We start from the raw sequence: 16,557 nt of genomic DNA on the forward strand, positions 1-16,557 counted from the left end.
CTGGCCCCGGGGGGCGTGAACTGTACACTAGGTCTCTACCCGAGGAGTCGACCAGATCGAGACGCAGCGGTTAATTCGAGGAGAACACACGATGATGCACACAGGTTCGACGAGCAGCAGCCCTGCCACCGTCGTCATCCTCGCCGCAGGGATGGGCAGCCGGCTCGGCCGCTCCCTCCCCAAGCCGCTCACGCCGCTCAGCGACGGGCGCACGATCATGCAGCAGCAGTTCGACAACATCCACCACGCCTTCGGCACGAAGGTCCCGGTGAGCATCGTCGTCGGCTACAAGCTCGAGCACATCATCGAGGCCTTCCCCTCGGCGACGTTCGTCTACAACGAGCAGTACGACCAGACCAACACCTCCAAGAGCCTCCTCCGCGCGCTGCAGGCGAGCGGGCAGGGCGGCGTGCTGTGGATGAACGGCGACGTCGTCTTCGACCCGCGCATCCTCGACCGGGCGGCCGCGCTGATCGCGAAGGACGTCTCCTTCGTCACCGTCAACACCTCGAAGGTGTCGGACGAGGAGGTCAAGTACACGACGAGCGCCGAGGGCTTCATCCAGGAGCTCTCCAAGACGGTGCGCGGCGGCCTCGGCGAGGCGGTCGGGATCAACTACGTGTCCGCCTCCGACAAGGCCGCGCTGGTGCGCCAGCTCGCCCGGGTCGACGCCCAGGACTACTTCGAGCGTGGCATAGAGTTGGCGATCGAGCAGGACCGCCTGCTCGTCGAGCCGATGGACATCTCCGACCTCTACGCCGTCGAGGTGGACTTCGCCGAGGACCTCGAGCGCGCGAACCTCTTCGTCTGACGCTCCCGGCTCCTCCCCCGGCTCGAGCGGAGCCGACGGGAGGAGTCGCGCAGTGAGCACGGCCGACACCCTCGCGACCGAGACGGCGCTGCGCCACCGGCGCTCCCGGGCCTGGCGCTACCGCCACTCCCTCTGGCTGCTCACCAGGCGCGACCTCACCGTCCGGTACGCCACGAGCGCGCTCGGCTACGTCTGGTCGGTGCTGGACCCGCTCGTCATGTCGGGCATCTACTTCTTCGTCTTCACCGTCGTCTTCCAGCGGACCGTCGGCGAGGACCCGTACATCGTCTTCCTGCTCGCGGGCCTGCTGCCGTGGATGTGGTTCAACCAGGCGACGTCCGACGCGACCCGCGCGTTCCTCCGCGAGGCGAAGCTGGTGCGGTCGACGTCGATCCCGCGGACCATCTGGGTCGGGCGGATCGTGCTCTCGAAGGGCATCGAGTTCGTGGCGAGCCTGCCGGTGCTGGTGCTCTTCGCCGTGATCGCCGGCGCGCACCTGACCTGGGCGGCGCTGCTGTTCCCCGTGGCGATCCTGCTGCAGGCGGTGCTCACGCTCGGCGTGGGTCTGCTGGTGGCCCCCCTCGTGGTGTTCTTCCGCGATCTGGAGCGGGCCGTGAAGCTCGTCCTCCGGTTCCTCTTCTACGCGTCGCCGATCATCTACTCCACGGCCAACCTGCCGGAGCAGATCCGGCCGCTCGCGGCGCTCAACCCGCTCAGCGGGATCTTCGCCCTCTACCGCTCCGCGTTCTTCGAGAGCGAGCTCGACGTCCCGCTCATCCTCGCCTCCGCGGGCATCTCGGTGCTCGTGCTGGCGCTGGGCCTCGTCGTCTTCCGCCGCTCCGAGCGCGCGGTGCTGAAGGAGCTGTGATGGCCGACGCCCCGGTGGTCATCGAGTGCCGCGGCCTCGGGATCCGCTTCCGCCGCAACCGGCGGGGCCGCCGCTCCTTCAAGGACCTCTTCGCCGGCCGCTCCCGCCGCTCGCGGCCCGGCGAGTTCTGGGCGCTGCGCGGGCTCGACGTGCAGGTGCGGGCGGGCGAGGCGATCGGTGTCGTCGGCCGGAACGGTCAGGGCAAGTCGACGCTGCTCAAGCTCGTCGCCGGCGTGGTGCTGCCGGACGAGGGCGCGGTGGAGGTGCGCGGGGGCGTCGCTCCGCTCATCGAGATCACCGGCGGCTTCGTGGCCGACCTGAGCGTCCGCGAGAACGTCTACCTGACCGCGGGTCTCCACGGGATGTCCAAGCGCGAGGTCGACGCGCGCTTCGACTCGATCATCGAGTTCGCCGAGATCGGCGACTTCCTCGACACCCCCTACAAGCACCTCTCGAGCGGGATGAAGGTGCGCATCGCCTTCTCCGTCGTGTCGCGGCTCGAGGAGCCGATCATCCTGGTGGACGAGGTGCTCGCGGTCGGCGACAGGGCGTTCCGCGAGAAGTGCTACGCGCGGATCGAGGAGCTGCTCGCCTCCGGCCGCACCCTCTTCTTCGTCTCGCACAATGAGCGCGACCTCCGCCGCTTCTGCACGCGCGGCCTCTACCTGGACAAGGGCCGCCTGGTGCTGGACGCGCCGATCGAGGAGGTGCTCGCGCGTTACGCTGAGGACTACGCGCCGACACCGCGGAGCAGCACGGCGCCGGCCGAGGGCCCGCCCGTCCAGGGCACCGTCTCCGACGACTGACCCCTCCCGCACGCGGCGCCCGAGGACGCAGGAGTGCACGACATGGCCCAGAAGGACCGCAAGCGCGAGCGCGCCGTGGAGAGGGCCGGCGAGGTGGAGCAGGCCGACGGCTCCGAGAACGCTCAGCTGGCGAAGCTGCTCGACCGGCTCCTCGCGGTGCAGCGCCCGGCCGTGCTGGCGAACATCCGCCTGCTACGGCGCCGGCGTCCCGGGGCGACTCCGGAGCAGATCATCACGTCGCTCGAGCGGCAGTACCTCTCGAGCGTGGCCGCGGGAGGCGCGGCGATCGGGGCGACCGCCGTCGTCCCCGGCATCGGCACGGCCGCCTCGGTGGCTCTCTCCGGCGCGGGAGCCGCAGGGTTCCTGGAGGCGAGCGCGCTCTTCGCGCAGTCGGTGACGGAGGTGCACGGGATCCCGCTCGAGGACCCGGACCGCGCGCGGGCCCTCGTGCTCACGCTGATGATGGGCTCCTCCGGCAGCGAGATGGTGCGCCAGGTGGCCGGGCAGGCCGTCGGCGGGGGCAGCGGCCTCAACCAGTACTGGGGCTCCGTGGTCACGAAGGGCCTGCCGTCCTTCCTCGTGGGCGAGCTGGCGGACCGCGCGAAGAAGTCCTTCGCCAAGCACTTCCTCGCCCAGCAGGGCGCGGGCCTGGTCGGCCGGGCGATGCCGTTCGGGATCGGAGCGGCACTGGGCGGCGTCGGCAACGCGATGCTCGGCCGCAAGGTGATCCACAGCGCGCGCGATGCGTTCGGGCCGGCACCGCAGGCGTTCGGCAACACCCTCGTGCTCGAGCCGACCCGCGCCGAGCGGAAGGCGCTGGCCGCCGCGCCGGCCGAGCCGCTGGCGCTGTTCGTCCGCGACTACGGCGGAACGGGCGAGCGGACGGCGCTCCTCCTCCACGGCCTCGGCTCCGACTCCCGGATCTGGTACGCCCTGGTCCCGACGCTGCACGAGCACGGCTACCGCGTGGTGGCCCCCGATCTCGCCGGTCACGGCGGCTCGCCGGCATCGCCCGTGTACTCGCCGGAGCGCTGGGCGTCGGACGTCCGCGCCTCGGTGCTGCAGACCCCCGACCTCGTCATCGGCCACGGCCTCGGCGCCGTCGTCGCCGCCCGGCTCGCCCCCGAGTACGGCGCCGACCGGCTCGTCCTGCTCGACCCCGCGTTCTCGGACGCCCGGGGACTGGCGGGCGCGCTCCACCGCGGCGGCTCGGTCGCGCACGTCGAGAAGGGCGACGCCGACTCCCTCCGCCACCGCCACCCGATCTGGACGGACGAGCAGATCGAGCTCGACGTGTCGGCCCACGCGCTCTGGGAGCAGGACTCCGCCGTCGGGCTGACGGCACGGGGTGCGGCCGAGGCCCCCGAGACGTTCCCCGTGGCGACGCTCGCCGTGATGCCGGAGGACCCGCTGGGCCACGGCTCGCTGGGCGGCGTCCTCGCCGGCCGCGGCGTCGAGGTGCGGACCGTGCCGGGGGGCGGGGCCTCGATCCTCCGCGAGGACCGCGCGGCGCTGATCGCGGCGCTGGAGGACCGGATCTAGCTCAGGATCTGCTCCAGCTCAGGGCCTGCTCCGCGCGCGATGGTCCGGAGCCGTCGGAGGCGTTCGGTCAGCGTTCCCGAGGCCGGCGCCCGGGCGCGACGAGCGGCATCCCGAGCACGGTGCGGACGAGTCCGCCGCCGTCGCGGTCCTCGGCGATCACGCGGAGGCCGGTCTTCTCGGCGACGCGCCTCGAGGCGGCGTTGTCCGGGTGCACGAGCGCCACGAGTCGTCCCGCGAGGCGGTGGGCGAGCGCGAGGTCGCGGCAGGCCGCAGCCGCCTCGGTGGCGTAGCCGCGGCCGTGCAGACCGGCCCGCACGTGGTAGCCGACCTCGAGCTCGATCCCGCCGTCGACGCGCTGCCAGGTCAACCCGCAGTCGCCGACGAACTCGCCGTCGAGGGTCTCGACGATCCACAGCCCGAAGCCGTGCTCGCGGTAGTTGCGCCGGTTCCACTCGATCCAGGCGGCTGCCTGCTCGCGGTCCTTCGGCGCGGGGTAGTACCGCATCACGACCGGGTCGCCGAGCAGGTCCGCCATGTCGGGGAGGTCCTCGGCGGTCATCTCACGGAAGCGCAGCCGGGCGGTGGCGGCGGGGATCATCGGGTCGGGCTGCTCGGCCTGCGACTGCGGAGACGGCGACCGGGACCGTCGTCGAGCGCTCGATCCATCCGGCCGCCGCCCCCGGCCCTACTTCTCCGCCTTGGCGGCGGCCTTCGCGGCCTGCTTGGTGGCGCGGACCTTCGTCAGCGACTCCGGAGAGACGATGTCGGCGACCGAGCGGAAGGCGCCCTCCTCTCCGTAGGCGCCCGCGGCCGAGCGCCAGCCCTCCCCCGAGAATCCGCGCTGCTTGCCGAGCAGGGCGAGGAAGATCCGCGCCTTCTGCTCGCCGAAGCCGGGCAGCGCCTTCAGACGCGCGAGGACCGTGCGGCCGTCGGGCTCGTCGCGCGTCCAGACCGCCGCGGCGTCGCCGTCCCAGTCGTCGACCAGAGCGCGGCAGAGGACCTGCACGCGCCCCGCCATGCTCGCCGGGTAGCGGTGGATCGCGGGCGGAGTCCGGCAGAGCTCCGAGAACGCGTCCTCGTCGAAGCCCGCGATCGACGCGGCGTCGAAGGAGGCGCCCTCCGCCTCGAGGCGCTCCTCGATCTTGCGGGGCCCGGAGAAGGCCGTCTCCATCGCGACCTGCTGGTCGAGGAGCATCCCGATCAGCAGCGCCAGCGGGTCGCGGCTGAGCAGCGCGTCGGCGTCGGGATCGTCGGTGATGTGCAGGGCGGAGTCGCGGGTCATCCTCCAGGGATACCACGGACGGCCCCGGCGGCGAGCGCGCGGACGGTCCGGTCGACGAGGTCCAGGGCCGCAGCGAGCTCGAGGTCGCCGACATGGCCGTAGCCGAGGACCAGCGCCTCGGTCGCAGCCCGTCCCGACAGGGCGTACTCGTGCAGAGTGGCGACGAGCAGTCCCTCCCGGAGCAGCGCGGCCGCGACGGCGTGCGCGTCCAGAGGCGCGGGCAGGGAGAGGACGACGTGCAGACCCCCGTCGAGTCCGCTTGCGCGCCCCCACGGCACCGACTCCCCGAATGCGTGGACCAGCTCACGGCGGTGGGCGTAGCGCCGTCTCGAGCGCGTGAGATGCCTCCGGAACGCCCCGCTCGCCATGAACTGCGCGAGCGCCGCCTGCGTCGGACCCGAGGCGGAGGCGTCCTTCTCGTCGTCGAGGCCGGCCAGCGCCGCGCGGAGCCAGGACGCCGGCGGAACGGCCAGGTAGGCGATGCGGAGCCACGGCGAGACGGTCTTCGAGAACGACCCGACATGGGCGACTCCGCCGCCGGAGTCGAGCGAGGCGAGCGCGGGCAGCGGGGCGCCGACGTAGCGGAACTCGCTGTCGTAGTCGTCCTCCACCACGAGCAGGGGGCCGGCCGACGCGCGGCGCACCAGCTCCAGGCGCTCGGCGAGGGCGAGCCTGCCTCCGGTCGGGTACTGGTGCGACGGAGTCACGACGACCACGTCCGCGCCGGAGCTCGCGAGAGCGTCGAGGTCGATGCCGTCGCCGCGCACCGGGACGCCGACGACCTCGTGCCCGTCGGCGCGCAGGCGGCGCCGGACGGCCGGGTAGCCGGGGTCCTCGACGGCGACGCGCACCTCGCGTCCGAGCGAGGCCGAGGCGGCGCGGGCCAGGAGCGCGACGGCGCCCGCGGTGCCGCTGGTCACCACCACGTCCGACGCCTGCACGTCGACGCCGCGGGACCGGCGCAGCTGCTCGGCGATCTGCTCCCGCAGGGCCGGGTCCCCGGAACCCCGAGGAGGCGCCGAGGGCGGCGAGGCGAGCGCCAGGCGCCAGGCGGCCCGCCACTCCGGGGTGTCGAGGGCGCGGGTGTCCGGCCGGCCCGGCCTCAGGTCCGCCGCGGCGGGCGGGACGACGGTCTCCCGGGACTCCGGCCGCGGCTCCTGCGGCGCCGTCGCCAGCAGTCCGTCGGAGGCGACCGTCACCGCTGCGCGCGGGTGGGCGACGAGGTAGCCCTCCCCCACCAGCTGATCCACCGCGGCGACGACGGAGCCCCGCGAGACGCCGAGCCGCTCGGCGAGCACGCGGCTCGACGGGATCGGATCGCCCGCCCGGTAGCGCCCGTCCAGCACCGCCTGGCGCAGCGCCTCGGCGAGCCCGGCGCGGACCGAGCCGCGCGGCGACGGCCCGAGGAGGAGCGGGATCTCCAGATCGCCCGACGCCATCGACCGCTCCGCTCTGGACCACTCCGATCGCGGCCCAGTGGCATCCTGGCAGATCCAGTCGGCGCGGGACGATTCCGACATGGACAGCCTCCCCGTCACCGACCGCACCCGCGTCTCCCGTCTCCGCGACCGCCAGCGCACCGATCCCGCCGAGCTGCACGCCCTGCTCGACGAGGCGCTCGTCGCCCACGTCGCCGTCGTGCGGGACGGCGCCGCGATCGTGCTGCCGATCCTCTTCGCCCGCGACGGCGACTCCCTCCTGCTGCACGGGTCGAGCGGCGGAGGACTGCTGCGGGAGGCGGCTCGGCACTCGCTCCTCACCGCCTCGGTCACGCTGGTCGACGGACTGGTCGTCGCCCGCTCCACCTTCGACAGCTCGATGAACTACCGCTCGGCGATGGTGATCGGCCGGGCCGAGGCGCTGGAGGGCGAGGAGAAGGCGCGGGCCCTCGATCTGCTGGTGGCACGCCTCCTCCCGGGGCGCGACGAGGAGGTGCGAGCGAGCACCGCCCGCGAGATCGCGGCCACGCTGGTGCTGCGCCTCCCCCTGGCCGAGGCGAGCCTGAAGGTGCGCGCGCACGGAGCCGGCGACGAGCCGGAGGCCGGGGTCTGGGCGGGCGTCGTGCCGCTGGTCACCCGCACGCTCGCGCCGGTGCCGGCGGAGGAGGGCGTCGCGGTCCCGGAGTCGGTCCGCCGCTTCAGCGCTGCGGTCGACGGCGCGGTGCCGCCCTGGCGCTGAGCGGACCGGCTGTCGCGGTGCGGTCCGCTACTTGGCGTCCTGACGGGGGAAGACGACCTTCTGCACGACGATGATCACCGAGGCCGCGACCGGGATCGCGACCAGGGCGCCGAGCACGCCCGCGATGGTGCCGCCCGCCACCGCCGCGATCACGACGACCGCACCGGGGACCGAGACGGCCTTGTTCATGATGCGGGGGCTGAGGAGGTACGCCTCGACCTGCATGTAGACGAGGTAGTAGATCGCGGCGACCAGCGCGGTCAGCGGCGAGGCCAGGAGGCAGGCGAGCGAGATGATCACGGCGCCCGAGAGCGTGCCGACCAGCGGGATCAGGGAGCCGAGGAACGCGACGCAGGCCAGCAGCGCCGGCACCGGGGCGCCGATCGAGAGCAGCAGGATGAACGTGAGCACGCCGTTCACGCCGGCGAGTGAGACCTGGCCGACCACGTAGCGGCCCACGGCGCCGGTGATCTCGTCGCCGACCTCGTGCGCCTTCGCGCGGTGCGAGGCGGGGGCGAAGCGGTAGGCGACGGCCTTCATCGAGCGCAGCGACGCGAGGAAGTACAGCGTCAGGATCAGCACGATGACGGCGCCGGTCACGCCGCTGGCGATCCCGGTCCCGACCGCGATCAGTCCGCCGCCGAGCGAGAGCAGGTTGTTGGGGTTGCCGATGAAGCTCTGGACGCTCTCGATCAGCTCGTCGATGTCGATCACGCCGCGCAGCTGCTGCTCGAGGTCGAGCACCCACTGCTGCGAGGCGATGTCGGTGACGATCTGCGGGGCGCTCGTGACGAACATCGTCAGCTGCTCGACCAGGATCGGGATGATGTAGACCAGCAGGCCGGCGAAGATCAGCACCACCGCGGCGAAGACCGCTGTGATCGCGAGCGGCCTCGGCAGGCGCTTGCTCTCGAGCCAGGAGACCAGCGGATCGAGGCCGAGCGCGAAGAACAGCGCCACGAAGATGTAGGTCAGCACCGTGCCCAGCTGCACGACGAGGCCGCCCAGGACGAGCGCCACCAGCACGCCGAGCGCGCCGAACAGGCCGATGCGGAAGGAGCGGATCGTGAAGACCGGCTTCTCCGGGTCGGCGGAGACCACGATGTCCGGCTCGACCGCGGGCTGGGCGGATGCCGACCGGCGCCGGCGGGAGCGGGCGAAGGCGCGCGGGGTCATCATGGGACGAGCGTAGCGGGGCACCGGGAGGCCGCCCGGCGACCGGCCCACCCTTGACGCGGCCGTTCGAGCGGTGCTCCCGCCCGCTCAGCCCTCCGGATCGTGGTCGTCGACCGCGCCGTCGCCCCGGTGCAGAGCGGCGTGCCGCTCCCACTCGGTGAGCAGGTGCTCGATCGCCTCGTGGAAGCGCCGCGTGGCCGCTCCGGGCGACGTGTCGCCGAAGTAGCGGTGCACCCAGCGCTCCAGCCGCTCGACCGACTCCGGATCGTGCTCGGCGCTGTCGATCCGCGCGATGATCGCGGAGGCGTCCTCGGCGTGCAGCCACTCCGCGTCGCCGAGGTAGCCGCTCTCGTCGACCTCGGCCTCGGCGCTGACAGGCCGGGTGACCAGCAGCGGGCGCCCCGTGGCCAGCCGGTCGTAGACCATCGCCGACACGTCGAGGATCGCGAGGTCGGCGGCGGCGAGCTGCCAGCCGAGCTCGGCACCGGTGTCGTGCACGTGACCGGCGCGCGGATCGGCGGCGTTGGCGGCGGCGATCATCGCGACGATCGCCCGGTCGGCCGCGGCGTAGTCGGAGTCGACCGCGCCGCTGCGGGGATGCGGGCGGTAGACGAGACGGAACCGCGGGTCGGCCAGGAGCCCGCGCACGAGGGCCGTGCCGTGGCTCCGGATCGAGCCGTAGCCCGCGGCGGGGCGGTCGCCCTCCCAGGTCGGCGCATAGAGCACCACGCGGCGCTCGTCGGGCGTGAACGGCACGGCGCCGGCGAAGTGGTCCGCCTGAGGACGGCCGATGGCGAGGGTGCGCCTGTCGAAGTCGTAGTCCCAGAGCACGCGGCGCAGCCGGGCCAGGGCGGCGTCCCCGGCGATCATGCTGTAGTCGTACGCCTTGAACTGGTTCGTCGTCATGTACATCTTGTCGCTCTCGCCGTGGTTGACGAAGACGTGCCAGCGGCGCCCGTAGCGCATCATCTGGAAGTTGCGGGCGTTCTGGTTGACGTAGAGCACGATCCGCAGCGGCTGGCTCGCGATGGTGCCCTCGAGGTCGGAGACGGAGCGGACGTAGGCGACCGGGACCGGGCTCTCGCGCAGCAGCACCTCCGCGGCGCCGGCGTTGCGGCTGAGCAGCACGACCGGGTGCGTCTCCGCCAGCTCGGCCAGCGGCCGGTACCACTGCCGCAGCTGGTACAGGTTGATGTCGCCGTCGGCGAAGTAGACGCCGATCTCGAACCGGCCCTCGGGCAGCGGCCCGCGCTCCGCGAGCAGCCGGGTCACCGCGTGGCGGGCCCGGCGAGCCGCGAGCAGCTCGCCGCCCACCTTGCGCGCGAGTCGCGCGTCGGTGCGGAGGCGGGCGATCAGGGCACGGGGAGCGGGAGTCATCCGCCCCAGGGTACCGGCGACGGCCCCCGCGCCGGGGGCGTCGCGCGGGCCGATCAGGCCGGGGTCACCCTCAGCCAGACGAACTGCAGCGGAGCGAGACGGAAGCCCTCGCGCAGGTCGACCGCGATCTCGGTGACCAGGTCGACCGCCTCCGCGGCGAACCCGCCGAACCGCTCGGCCGCGACCTCCTGGACCTCGTCCGACACGTTCGCGAGCACGAGCACCGACTCCCCGTCGCCGGGGCGCTGGTAGCCGAGCACGTGGTCGTTGACCGGGTCGAAGACGCTCAGCTCGGTGCCCGCGAACATCGGCACGGCCTTGCGCACGGCGATGAGGTGCAGCAGCCCGCCGAAGACCTCGCTCGCGGCCGTCCCCGGGACCTCGCGCTCGTCGTAGCGCTCCGCGGGGCGGCGCGGCCGGTTCACCCAGCGCGAGTCGCCGGCCGTCGTCGGGTCGTCGAGGTAGCCGTGGTCGTTGAGCTGGCCGACCTCGTCGCCGAGGTAGAGCAGCGGCAGCCCGCCGGTGCTCAGGGCGATCGAGTGCGCGAGCAGCACGCGGTCGATCCCGTAGGCGTCGCCCGCCTCCACTCCGGCGAGGGACGCGGTGGTGCCCGAGACGCGGCGGTCGCCGGTGCGCGGATTCTCCTGGAACGGCACTCCGCGGGCGAACGTGCCGTCGAACCGGTCCGTGTAGAAGTCGTTGAGGAACCGGCGGTGGCCGGCCGCGTCGATCCCGAGCTCGGCGGCGTCCTCGTCGGCGAAGGTCCAGCCGATGTCGTCGTGCCCGCGCACGTAGTTGACCCAGGCCGTGCCCTCGGGGAGGGCGTGCCGGCGCTCGAGGGCCTGCGAGAGGAGACGGACGTCGCGGGTGGCGAGCGCCTCCCAGGTGAGCGCCATCTGCAGCGGGTTGTACGAGAGCTGGCACTCCTCGACGTCGATGTACTCGATCACCTCGTCGGGGTGCACGATCGCCTCGGACTTGAACAGCAGCGCCGGAGCGGCCAGGCGGCAGACCTCGTTGAACGCGCGCAGCAGCAGGTGCGCCTGCGGCTGCGACTCGCAGGTGGTGCCGAGCTCCTTCCAGATGAACGCGACCGCGTCCATCCTCAGGGCGTCGACGCCCTGATTGGCGAGGAAGAGCATCTCTCCCGCCATCGCCCGGAACACCTCGGGGTTGGAGTAGTTGAGGTCCCACTGGTAGCGGTGGAACGTGGCCCAGACCCAGCGCCCGTCCTCCAGCTGAACGAAGGAGCCGGGATGGTCGTCCGGGAAGATCTCGCGCGTCGTGCGCTCGAAGGCGTCGGGCTGCTCCCGGTCCGGGTAGATCCAGTAGTAGTCCTCGAAGCGCTGCTCGCCGGCGAGCGCGCGCTGCGCCCACTCGTGCTCGTTCGAGGTGTGGTTGAAGACGAAGTCGACCACGAGTGCGATGCCCTGCTCACGCAGCTCGGAGGCCAGCCCGCGGAGCTGCTCCATGTCGCCGAGGTCCGGCCGCACGCGCAGGTAGCTCGAGACCGCGTAGCCCCCGTCCGACTCGCCCTCGGGCGCATCGAAGAGCGGCATCAGGTGCAGGTAGTTCAGGCCGATCTCGCGGAGGTACGGGATCTCGGCGCGCAGCCCCTCGAGGTCGCCCGCGTAGCGGTCGACGTAGCAGACCCCGCCCAGAGCCTTGTTCGAGAGGAACCAGGTCGGGTGCTGCTCGCGGGCGCGGTCGAGCGCGCGGAGCTCCTCGGGCCGCTCCTCCCAGGAGGCGGCGGCGAGCTCGACGATCGCGACGAGCTGGTCCTCGAGGTCGTCGCGGCCGGCGTACACCGTGGCGAGCAGATCGACCAGGCGCGCGAGGTGCTCGTCGAGGCGGCCGGAGAACTCGTCGTCGACGGCGCCGAGGCGCTCGCGGACCGCCGTCAGGAGGTCCGGTCCGGCAGGGGTCGCCTCCGCCTCGGCGCGCTCGGGCGGGGAGAGCTGGGTCGAATCGAACACCGTCGTCCTTTCGGGGGCCCCGGCGGGGGCGGATTCCCCGATGCTAGACGATCGGCGGACGCCCGGCGAACGCCATCCGGAGCACCGTGCGGGCCGAGAGGACGCGCTGGCCGCCCGGATCCGAGCGCCATCCCTCCCGCCAGCCGGCGAACCAGGCGCGCAGGGCGGCCGGGTCGCGACGCCAGCGGAGGCACTGGATCGCGGTCCAGGACCCCACGTAGACGAGCGCCAGAGGTGCGGCGAGGTTGCGGCGGGCGAGCCAGACGCGGTTGCGCGCGTTCAGCCGGTAGTAGTCGGCGTGACGGGTCGGCTGGATGACCGGGTGCTGGGCGACGAGCTCTCCCGCGTACCAGGCGGTGCGACCCGTGTCCCAGACCCGCCAGGCCAGCTCGATGCCCTCATGGGCGTAGAAGAACGGAGCCGCCCAGCCGCCCGTCCGGGCGAACACGTCGCGCCGCAGCACGACCGCTCCCTCCCAGACCGAGAAGACGGGGCCGGAGCGGCGGGGGTCGCCCTTGAGGATCCGCGGGATCCAGCGCCGCGGGCTCGGCGTGCCGTCCGTGCTGTCGACGCGGGGCTGCACCAGGCCGATGCGGCGGTTCGAGGCGAGCAGCGCGACCGCGTCGACGAGGAAGCGGGGGGACGGGATCCGGGCGTCGTCGTCGAGGAAGAAGAGGTACTCCCCCGCGACGGCGTCGACTCCGGCGTTCCGGCCCGCCGGGATGCCGAGGTTCTCGGGGAGCGCCAGGGCGCGCACTCCCTCGGGCAGGCCGTCCGGCTCCCAGCCGTTGCCGACGCAGACGACGTCCAGCTCGACGCCCTCCTGCGCGAGGACGCCGGCCAGCCCCGCGGCGAGGTCGTCGGGCCGAGTCCCCTGCGTCAGGACGACGACGCCGACCCGCGGCTCAGGAGCGGACACGCTTGGACGCCATGATCGCGACGAAGTGGCCGACCAGGGCGAGGAGGGCGAGCGGCAGCAGCGCCCCGACGAGGACCCGGTCGGCCGTGCCCGCTCCGACGACGAGGCCCACGAGGGCGGTCGCGAAGGCCAGCATCGTCAGCTCGACGGAGTGGTAGAGGCGGTGGAAGGGCAGGAAGCGGGCGGCGCGGCGAAGCCCCGCCAGCCCGGACGAGGACGGCACCGCCTCGCCCTTCGTGTCGGCCAGCTTCGTGAGACCGGCGTTCGCGCGCGCCACGTGCACCATGTCGTTGAGCGCCTTGTTGAGGACGATCACCAGGGCCAGGGCGAAGCCGATCGTGGTCCAGAGGAAGTCCGCCGGTGCCTCGAACGGGACGCCCGCCGCTCGCAGCCCGAGCGCGATCGGGATCAGCGCCTCGGTCGTGTAGTGCCCGACCTTGTCGAGGAACACGCCCGCCGGCGAGGACGTGCGGCGCCAGCGCGCGACCTCGCCGTCGCAGCAGTCCACCAGCATCTGCAGCTGGCCGAGGAGCAGCGCCAGCGCCGCTCCGGCGATCCCCGGGATCAGGAGGGCTGCCGCCGCGCTCCAGCCGACCAGGATCATCAGCCCGGTGACGCCGTTCGCCGAGATCGAGGTCTTCAGCAGCAGCCAGGTCAGGTAGGGCGAGAAGCGGCGCAGGTAGAGCGACGCCGTCCAGTGCTCGGCGTTGCGGCGGCCGCGCACCTCCGGGGGCTGCGCGACGGCGCGCAGCTCGGCGATGGAGCGGGGTCTCGTCGTCGTGGTCATGCGCCCCTCGGCGAGTCGGACCGCGGCTGGTGGCGGTGGGCGGAGATGTTGCTGGTCAGCCCGGCGAAGCCGAGCACGAAGCCGGTCCCCCAGGCCACGTGGACCGCCGGGATGACCACGGCGAACCACAGCATCGCACGCGCGCCGTCCGGCCGCGCGACCACGAGAGTGGCCGCCGCCACCAGGAGGAGGTAGGCGGCGGGCACCGCGAACCCGAGCAGGAGCCAGGGCGCAGCTCCGGCGAGCACCTGGACGACTCCCGCCAGCCCGACGAGCAGCCCGATCGCGAGCATCGCGACGAGCACGGGCGGAGCGAAGTAGCGCAGCGACCGCGAGGCCGGGAACATCCGGGTGAGCTCGCCCCGCCACATCCCGGTCGAGAGGAACTGCCGGAGCAGCGCGCGCATCGAGGGCCGCGGCCGGTAGGTGACGGTGAGGCGCGGAGTGAACCAGACGACCTCGCCGCGCTCGCGCAGCCGCCGGTTCAGCTCCCAGTCCTGCCCGCGCTTGAAGCGCTCGTCGAACAGGCCGGCGCGCTCGAGGGCGGAGCGGCGGAAGACGCCGAGGTACACCGTGTCGGCCGGGCCCTCCTCGCCTCCCACGTGGTGGGGTGTGCCGCCCAGCCCGATGCGGGAGCCGTAGGCCCGGGCGACCGCGCGCTGGAACGGGGTGAGGCCCTCCGCCGCCATCACTCCGCCGACGTTCGCCGCTCCGGAGCGCTGCAGCGCCTCGACCGCCGTGCGCGCGTACTCGGGCGGCAGGACGGAGTGCGCGTCGACCCGGACGACGACCGGGTGGCGCGAGGCGCGGATCGCGGCGTTGAGGCCCGCAGGAGTGGAGCCGACCTCGTTCGGCACGACCCGGATCCGCGGATCGGCCGCGCTCAGCTCGGCGACGAGCTCCTCCGTGCCGTCGATGCTCGGGGCGACGGCGAGGACGACGTCGAAGGGGCCGGTGTAGTCCTGGTGCAGCAGCGAGTCGACCGCGGCGCGCACGTGGGCGACCTCGTTGAGGACGGGCATGACGTAGGAGACGCCGGGCAGGTCGGAGAGGTCGTCTTCCGGGATCTCGTGCTGCATGGGTCCAGTTCGTGCGGGAGGAGCGCGGGCGCAGGGATCCACCACCCTACCAGCGGGGAGCACCGCGCCCCGGGCCGGGCCCGGACGCGGAAAAGCCCCCCGTGGACGGATCCTCGAGGGGCTGTGCGCGGCGGCGGAGGGTCAGCCGGCGGCCATCTGGCCGAGCGTCGCCTTCGCCTGGTAGCTCTGGCCGTTGCGGACGTAGGTCAGCTCGACCGCGGCGTTCGCGGCCTGCGCGCGGACCTGCGCGGTGAGGTCGGACGCGCTCGTGATCGGAGTGCTGTCGATCGCGGTGATGATGTCGCCCTTGGCGAGACCGGCCGCCTGCGCGGCACCGCCTCCGGAGACCTCCTCGATGCGGGCGCCGAGGACGTCCGCGGTCGAGTCGGAGACGCTCGCTCCGAGCAGGCCGTGCGAGGCGGAGCCGTTCGCGATGATCTCCTTCGCGATGCGCTCGGCGATCGCGCTGGGGATCGCGAATCCGACTCCGATGTTGCCGGACTGGCCGCTCGAGGAGGACTGGCCGGCGCTCGCGATCGCGACGTTCACGCCGATCAGCTCGCCGTCGCTGTCGAGCAGCGCTCCGCCGGAGTTGCCCGGGTTGATCGCCGCGTCGGTCTGGATGACGGGCAGCGAGATGGTGCTCTTCGCCTGGGTCGGCGCCTGCTGGCCCGGGATGTCGAAGTTGAACGGGCTCTCGGTGCCGCCGCTCGAGCTGTCGCCCGAGTCGTCCGGAGCCGCCGAGGAGGCGACCTGGATGCTGCGGTTGAGCGCGCTGACGATGCCGTCGGTCACGGTGCCGGAGAGGCCGAGCGGGGCGCCGATGGCGACCGCCGTGTCGCCGACGTTGATCTTGGTGGAGTCCGCGAACGTCATCGGGCTGAGGTCGGTCGCGCCGGTCAGCTTGATGACGGCGAGGTCGAGGGTCGGGTCGGTGCCGACGACGGTCGCGTCGAAGATCCGGCCGTCGCTGGTCGTGACCGAGACGGTGCCGTTCGCGATCTCGCCGTCGAGGGTGACCACGTGGGTGTTGGTCAGGACGTAGCCGTCCTTCGAGAGCACGATGCCGGAGCCGGTGCCGGCGGACGAGCTGCCGCTCACCGCGATGGTGACGACGCTCGGAGTGGCCTTGGCGGCGACCGCGGTGGCGGTCGTCGCGTCCTCGGCGTTGTTGACCGTGATCGTCTGCGAGCCGCCGGCGGAGACCACGCGGGTCCCGCCGCCGTTGGAGGCGGACCAGAGGCCGAACACGCCGGCTCCCGCGACTCCGCCCACGACCGCGCCGATGGCGAGCGCCGCGACGACGCCCACTCCGGCTCGGCGCTTCGTGGCGGTGGGGGCGGGGGTGTACTCGGCGCCCGGGCCGAAGGGGCTCGAGGAGGGCGGCTCCTCGGAGCCGTGCAGGGTGTTCGCGGCGGGAGGTGCGTACTGCCCGTAGCGGGCGGGCTGGGAGACGGGCTGCGCCTCGTTGCCGGCCGTCGCGTTCGGCGTGTACGGCGGCTGGGGGGCCGAGGAGGTGGGGTAGGGGACGGTCGGGTTCTCGCTCTCGCGGTGCGCTCCGCCCCGGTGGATCGGCTCGGTGGGCCCGGTGGTCGAGGACGACGCTCCGGAGCTCTCGCCGGGGGTGCGCTCCGTCGCCTCTCGGGCGCCGGACTCCGTCGGCGTGGTGGGTTCCTCCGGCTGACGAGGACCCTCGTGACTCTCGGTCATGGGTGCTGCTCCTTCCAAGCGGGGATAGCTTGGCGATCGTACCTGG

15 protein-coding genes are annotated in these 16,557 nt (G+C 73.1%); 5 read left to right on the plus strand and 10 right to left on the minus strand.

Translation table 11 applies throughout. The features are described 5' to 3' along the window. Positions 1-94: 94 nt before the first annotated feature. The 4 genes from C5C33_RS11785 to C5C33_RS11800 are packed head-to-tail and all read left to right on the plus strand — an operon-like array spanning position 95 to position 4,027. Positions 95-811: an NTP transferase domain-containing protein gene (locus tag C5C33_RS11785; protein WP_104226983.1), complete on the plus strand. Its 717-nt coding sequence runs from the start codon at positions 95-97 to the stop codon at positions 809-811. A gap of 52 nt (positions 812-863) precedes the next feature. Next, complete coding sequence (locus tag C5C33_RS11790) at positions 864-1,679, plus strand: ABC transporter permease (protein ID WP_374953048.1); 816 nt, start codon at positions 864-866, stop codon at positions 1,677-1,679. Continuing rightward, complete coding sequence (locus C5C33_RS11795; RefSeq protein ID WP_104223571.1) at positions 1,679-2,485, plus strand: ABC transporter ATP-binding protein; 807 nt, start codon at positions 1,679-1,681, stop codon at positions 2,483-2,485. The genes C5C33_RS11790 and C5C33_RS11795 overlap by 1 nt, the downstream gene beginning before the upstream one ends. 42 nt (positions 2,486-2,527) lie before the next feature. Then, positions 2,528-4,027, plus strand: coding sequence for an alpha/beta fold hydrolase (locus tag C5C33_RS11800; RefSeq protein ID WP_104261190.1), 1,500 nt, complete (start codon positions 2,528-2,530; stop codon positions 4,025-4,027). A 67-nt stretch (positions 4,028-4,094) separates the two neighbouring features. Here the strand turns inward: C5C33_RS11800 and C5C33_RS11805 are convergent, their stop codons facing one another. The 3 genes from C5C33_RS11805 to C5C33_RS11815 all read right to left on the minus strand — a co-directional run bounded on the left by C5C33_RS11805 (position 4,095) and on the right by C5C33_RS11815 (position 6,748). Beyond that, positions 4,095-4,625, minus strand: coding sequence for a GNAT family N-acetyltransferase (locus tag C5C33_RS11805; protein ID WP_104247834.1), 531 nt, complete (start codon positions 4,623-4,625; stop codon positions 4,095-4,097). A gap of 87 nt (positions 4,626-4,712) precedes the next feature. Beyond that, positions 4,713-5,309, minus strand: a complete 597-nt coding sequence (locus C5C33_RS11810) for an HhH-GPD-type base excision DNA repair protein (protein ID WP_104223574.1) — start codon at positions 5,307-5,309, stop codon at positions 4,713-4,715. Beyond that, the gene (locus C5C33_RS11815) at positions 5,306-6,748 is read right to left on the minus strand and encodes a PLP-dependent aminotransferase family protein (RefSeq protein ID WP_181074935.1); all 1,443 of its coding nucleotides are present in this window, start codon (positions 6,746-6,748) and stop codon (positions 5,306-5,308) included. Before C5C33_RS11815 ends, C5C33_RS11810 begins: the two co-directional genes overlap by 4 nt. Positions 6,749-6,827: 79 nt before the next feature. Between C5C33_RS11815 and C5C33_RS11820 the strand changes: the two genes are divergently transcribed. Beyond that, positions 6,828-7,487: a pyridoxamine 5'-phosphate oxidase family protein gene (locus C5C33_RS11820; RefSeq protein ID WP_104226958.1), complete on the plus strand. Its 660-nt coding sequence runs from the start codon at positions 6,828-6,830 to the stop codon at positions 7,485-7,487. Positions 7,488-7,514: 27 nt separating this feature from the next. Here the strand turns inward: C5C33_RS11820 and C5C33_RS11825 are convergent, their stop codons facing one another. The 7 genes from C5C33_RS11825 to C5C33_RS11855 form a co-directional block, all read right to left on the minus strand. Next, the gene (locus C5C33_RS11825; RefSeq protein WP_258063238.1) at positions 7,515-8,666 is read right to left on the minus strand and encodes an AI-2E family transporter; all 1,152 of its coding nucleotides are present in this window, start codon (positions 8,664-8,666) and stop codon (positions 7,515-7,517) included. Positions 8,667-8,750: 84 nt separating this feature from the next. Then, a complete protein-coding gene (locus tag C5C33_RS11830; RefSeq protein ID WP_258069229.1) occupies positions 8,751-10,040 on the minus strand; it encodes a hypothetical protein in 1,290 nt (429 codons plus the stop codon). A gap of 53 nt (positions 10,041-10,093) precedes the next feature. After that, a complete protein-coding gene (locus C5C33_RS11835; protein ID WP_104261199.1) occupies positions 10,094-11,944 on the minus strand; it encodes an amylosucrase in 1,851 nt (616 codons plus the stop codon). 115 nt (positions 11,945-12,059) lie between these two features. Continuing rightward, positions 12,060-12,935 carry a glycosyltransferase family 2 protein gene (locus C5C33_RS11840; protein ID WP_104261191.1) on the minus strand — a complete coding sequence of 292 codons (876 nt, stop codon included), beginning with the start codon at positions 12,933-12,935 and terminating at the stop codon, positions 12,060-12,062. After that, complete coding sequence (locus C5C33_RS11845) at positions 12,922-13,722, minus strand: CDP-alcohol phosphatidyltransferase family protein (RefSeq protein ID WP_104223579.1); 801 nt, start codon at positions 13,720-13,722, stop codon at positions 12,922-12,924. Before C5C33_RS11845 ends, C5C33_RS11840 begins: the two co-directional genes overlap by 14 nt. Continuing rightward, positions 13,719-14,801: a glycosyltransferase family 2 protein gene (locus C5C33_RS11850; protein WP_181074536.1), complete on the minus strand. Its 1,083-nt coding sequence runs from the start codon at positions 14,799-14,801 to the stop codon at positions 13,719-13,721. The genes C5C33_RS11845 and C5C33_RS11850 overlap by 4 nt, the downstream gene beginning before the upstream one ends. Before the next feature lie 141 nt (positions 14,802-14,942). Then, positions 14,943-16,511, minus strand: coding sequence for a S1C family serine protease (locus C5C33_RS11855; RefSeq protein WP_104261192.1), 1,569 nt, complete (start codon positions 16,509-16,511; stop codon positions 14,943-14,945). Positions 16,512-16,557: the final 46 nt, after the last annotated feature.

Source organism: Rathayibacter sp. AY1H3, from assembly GCF_002932015.1.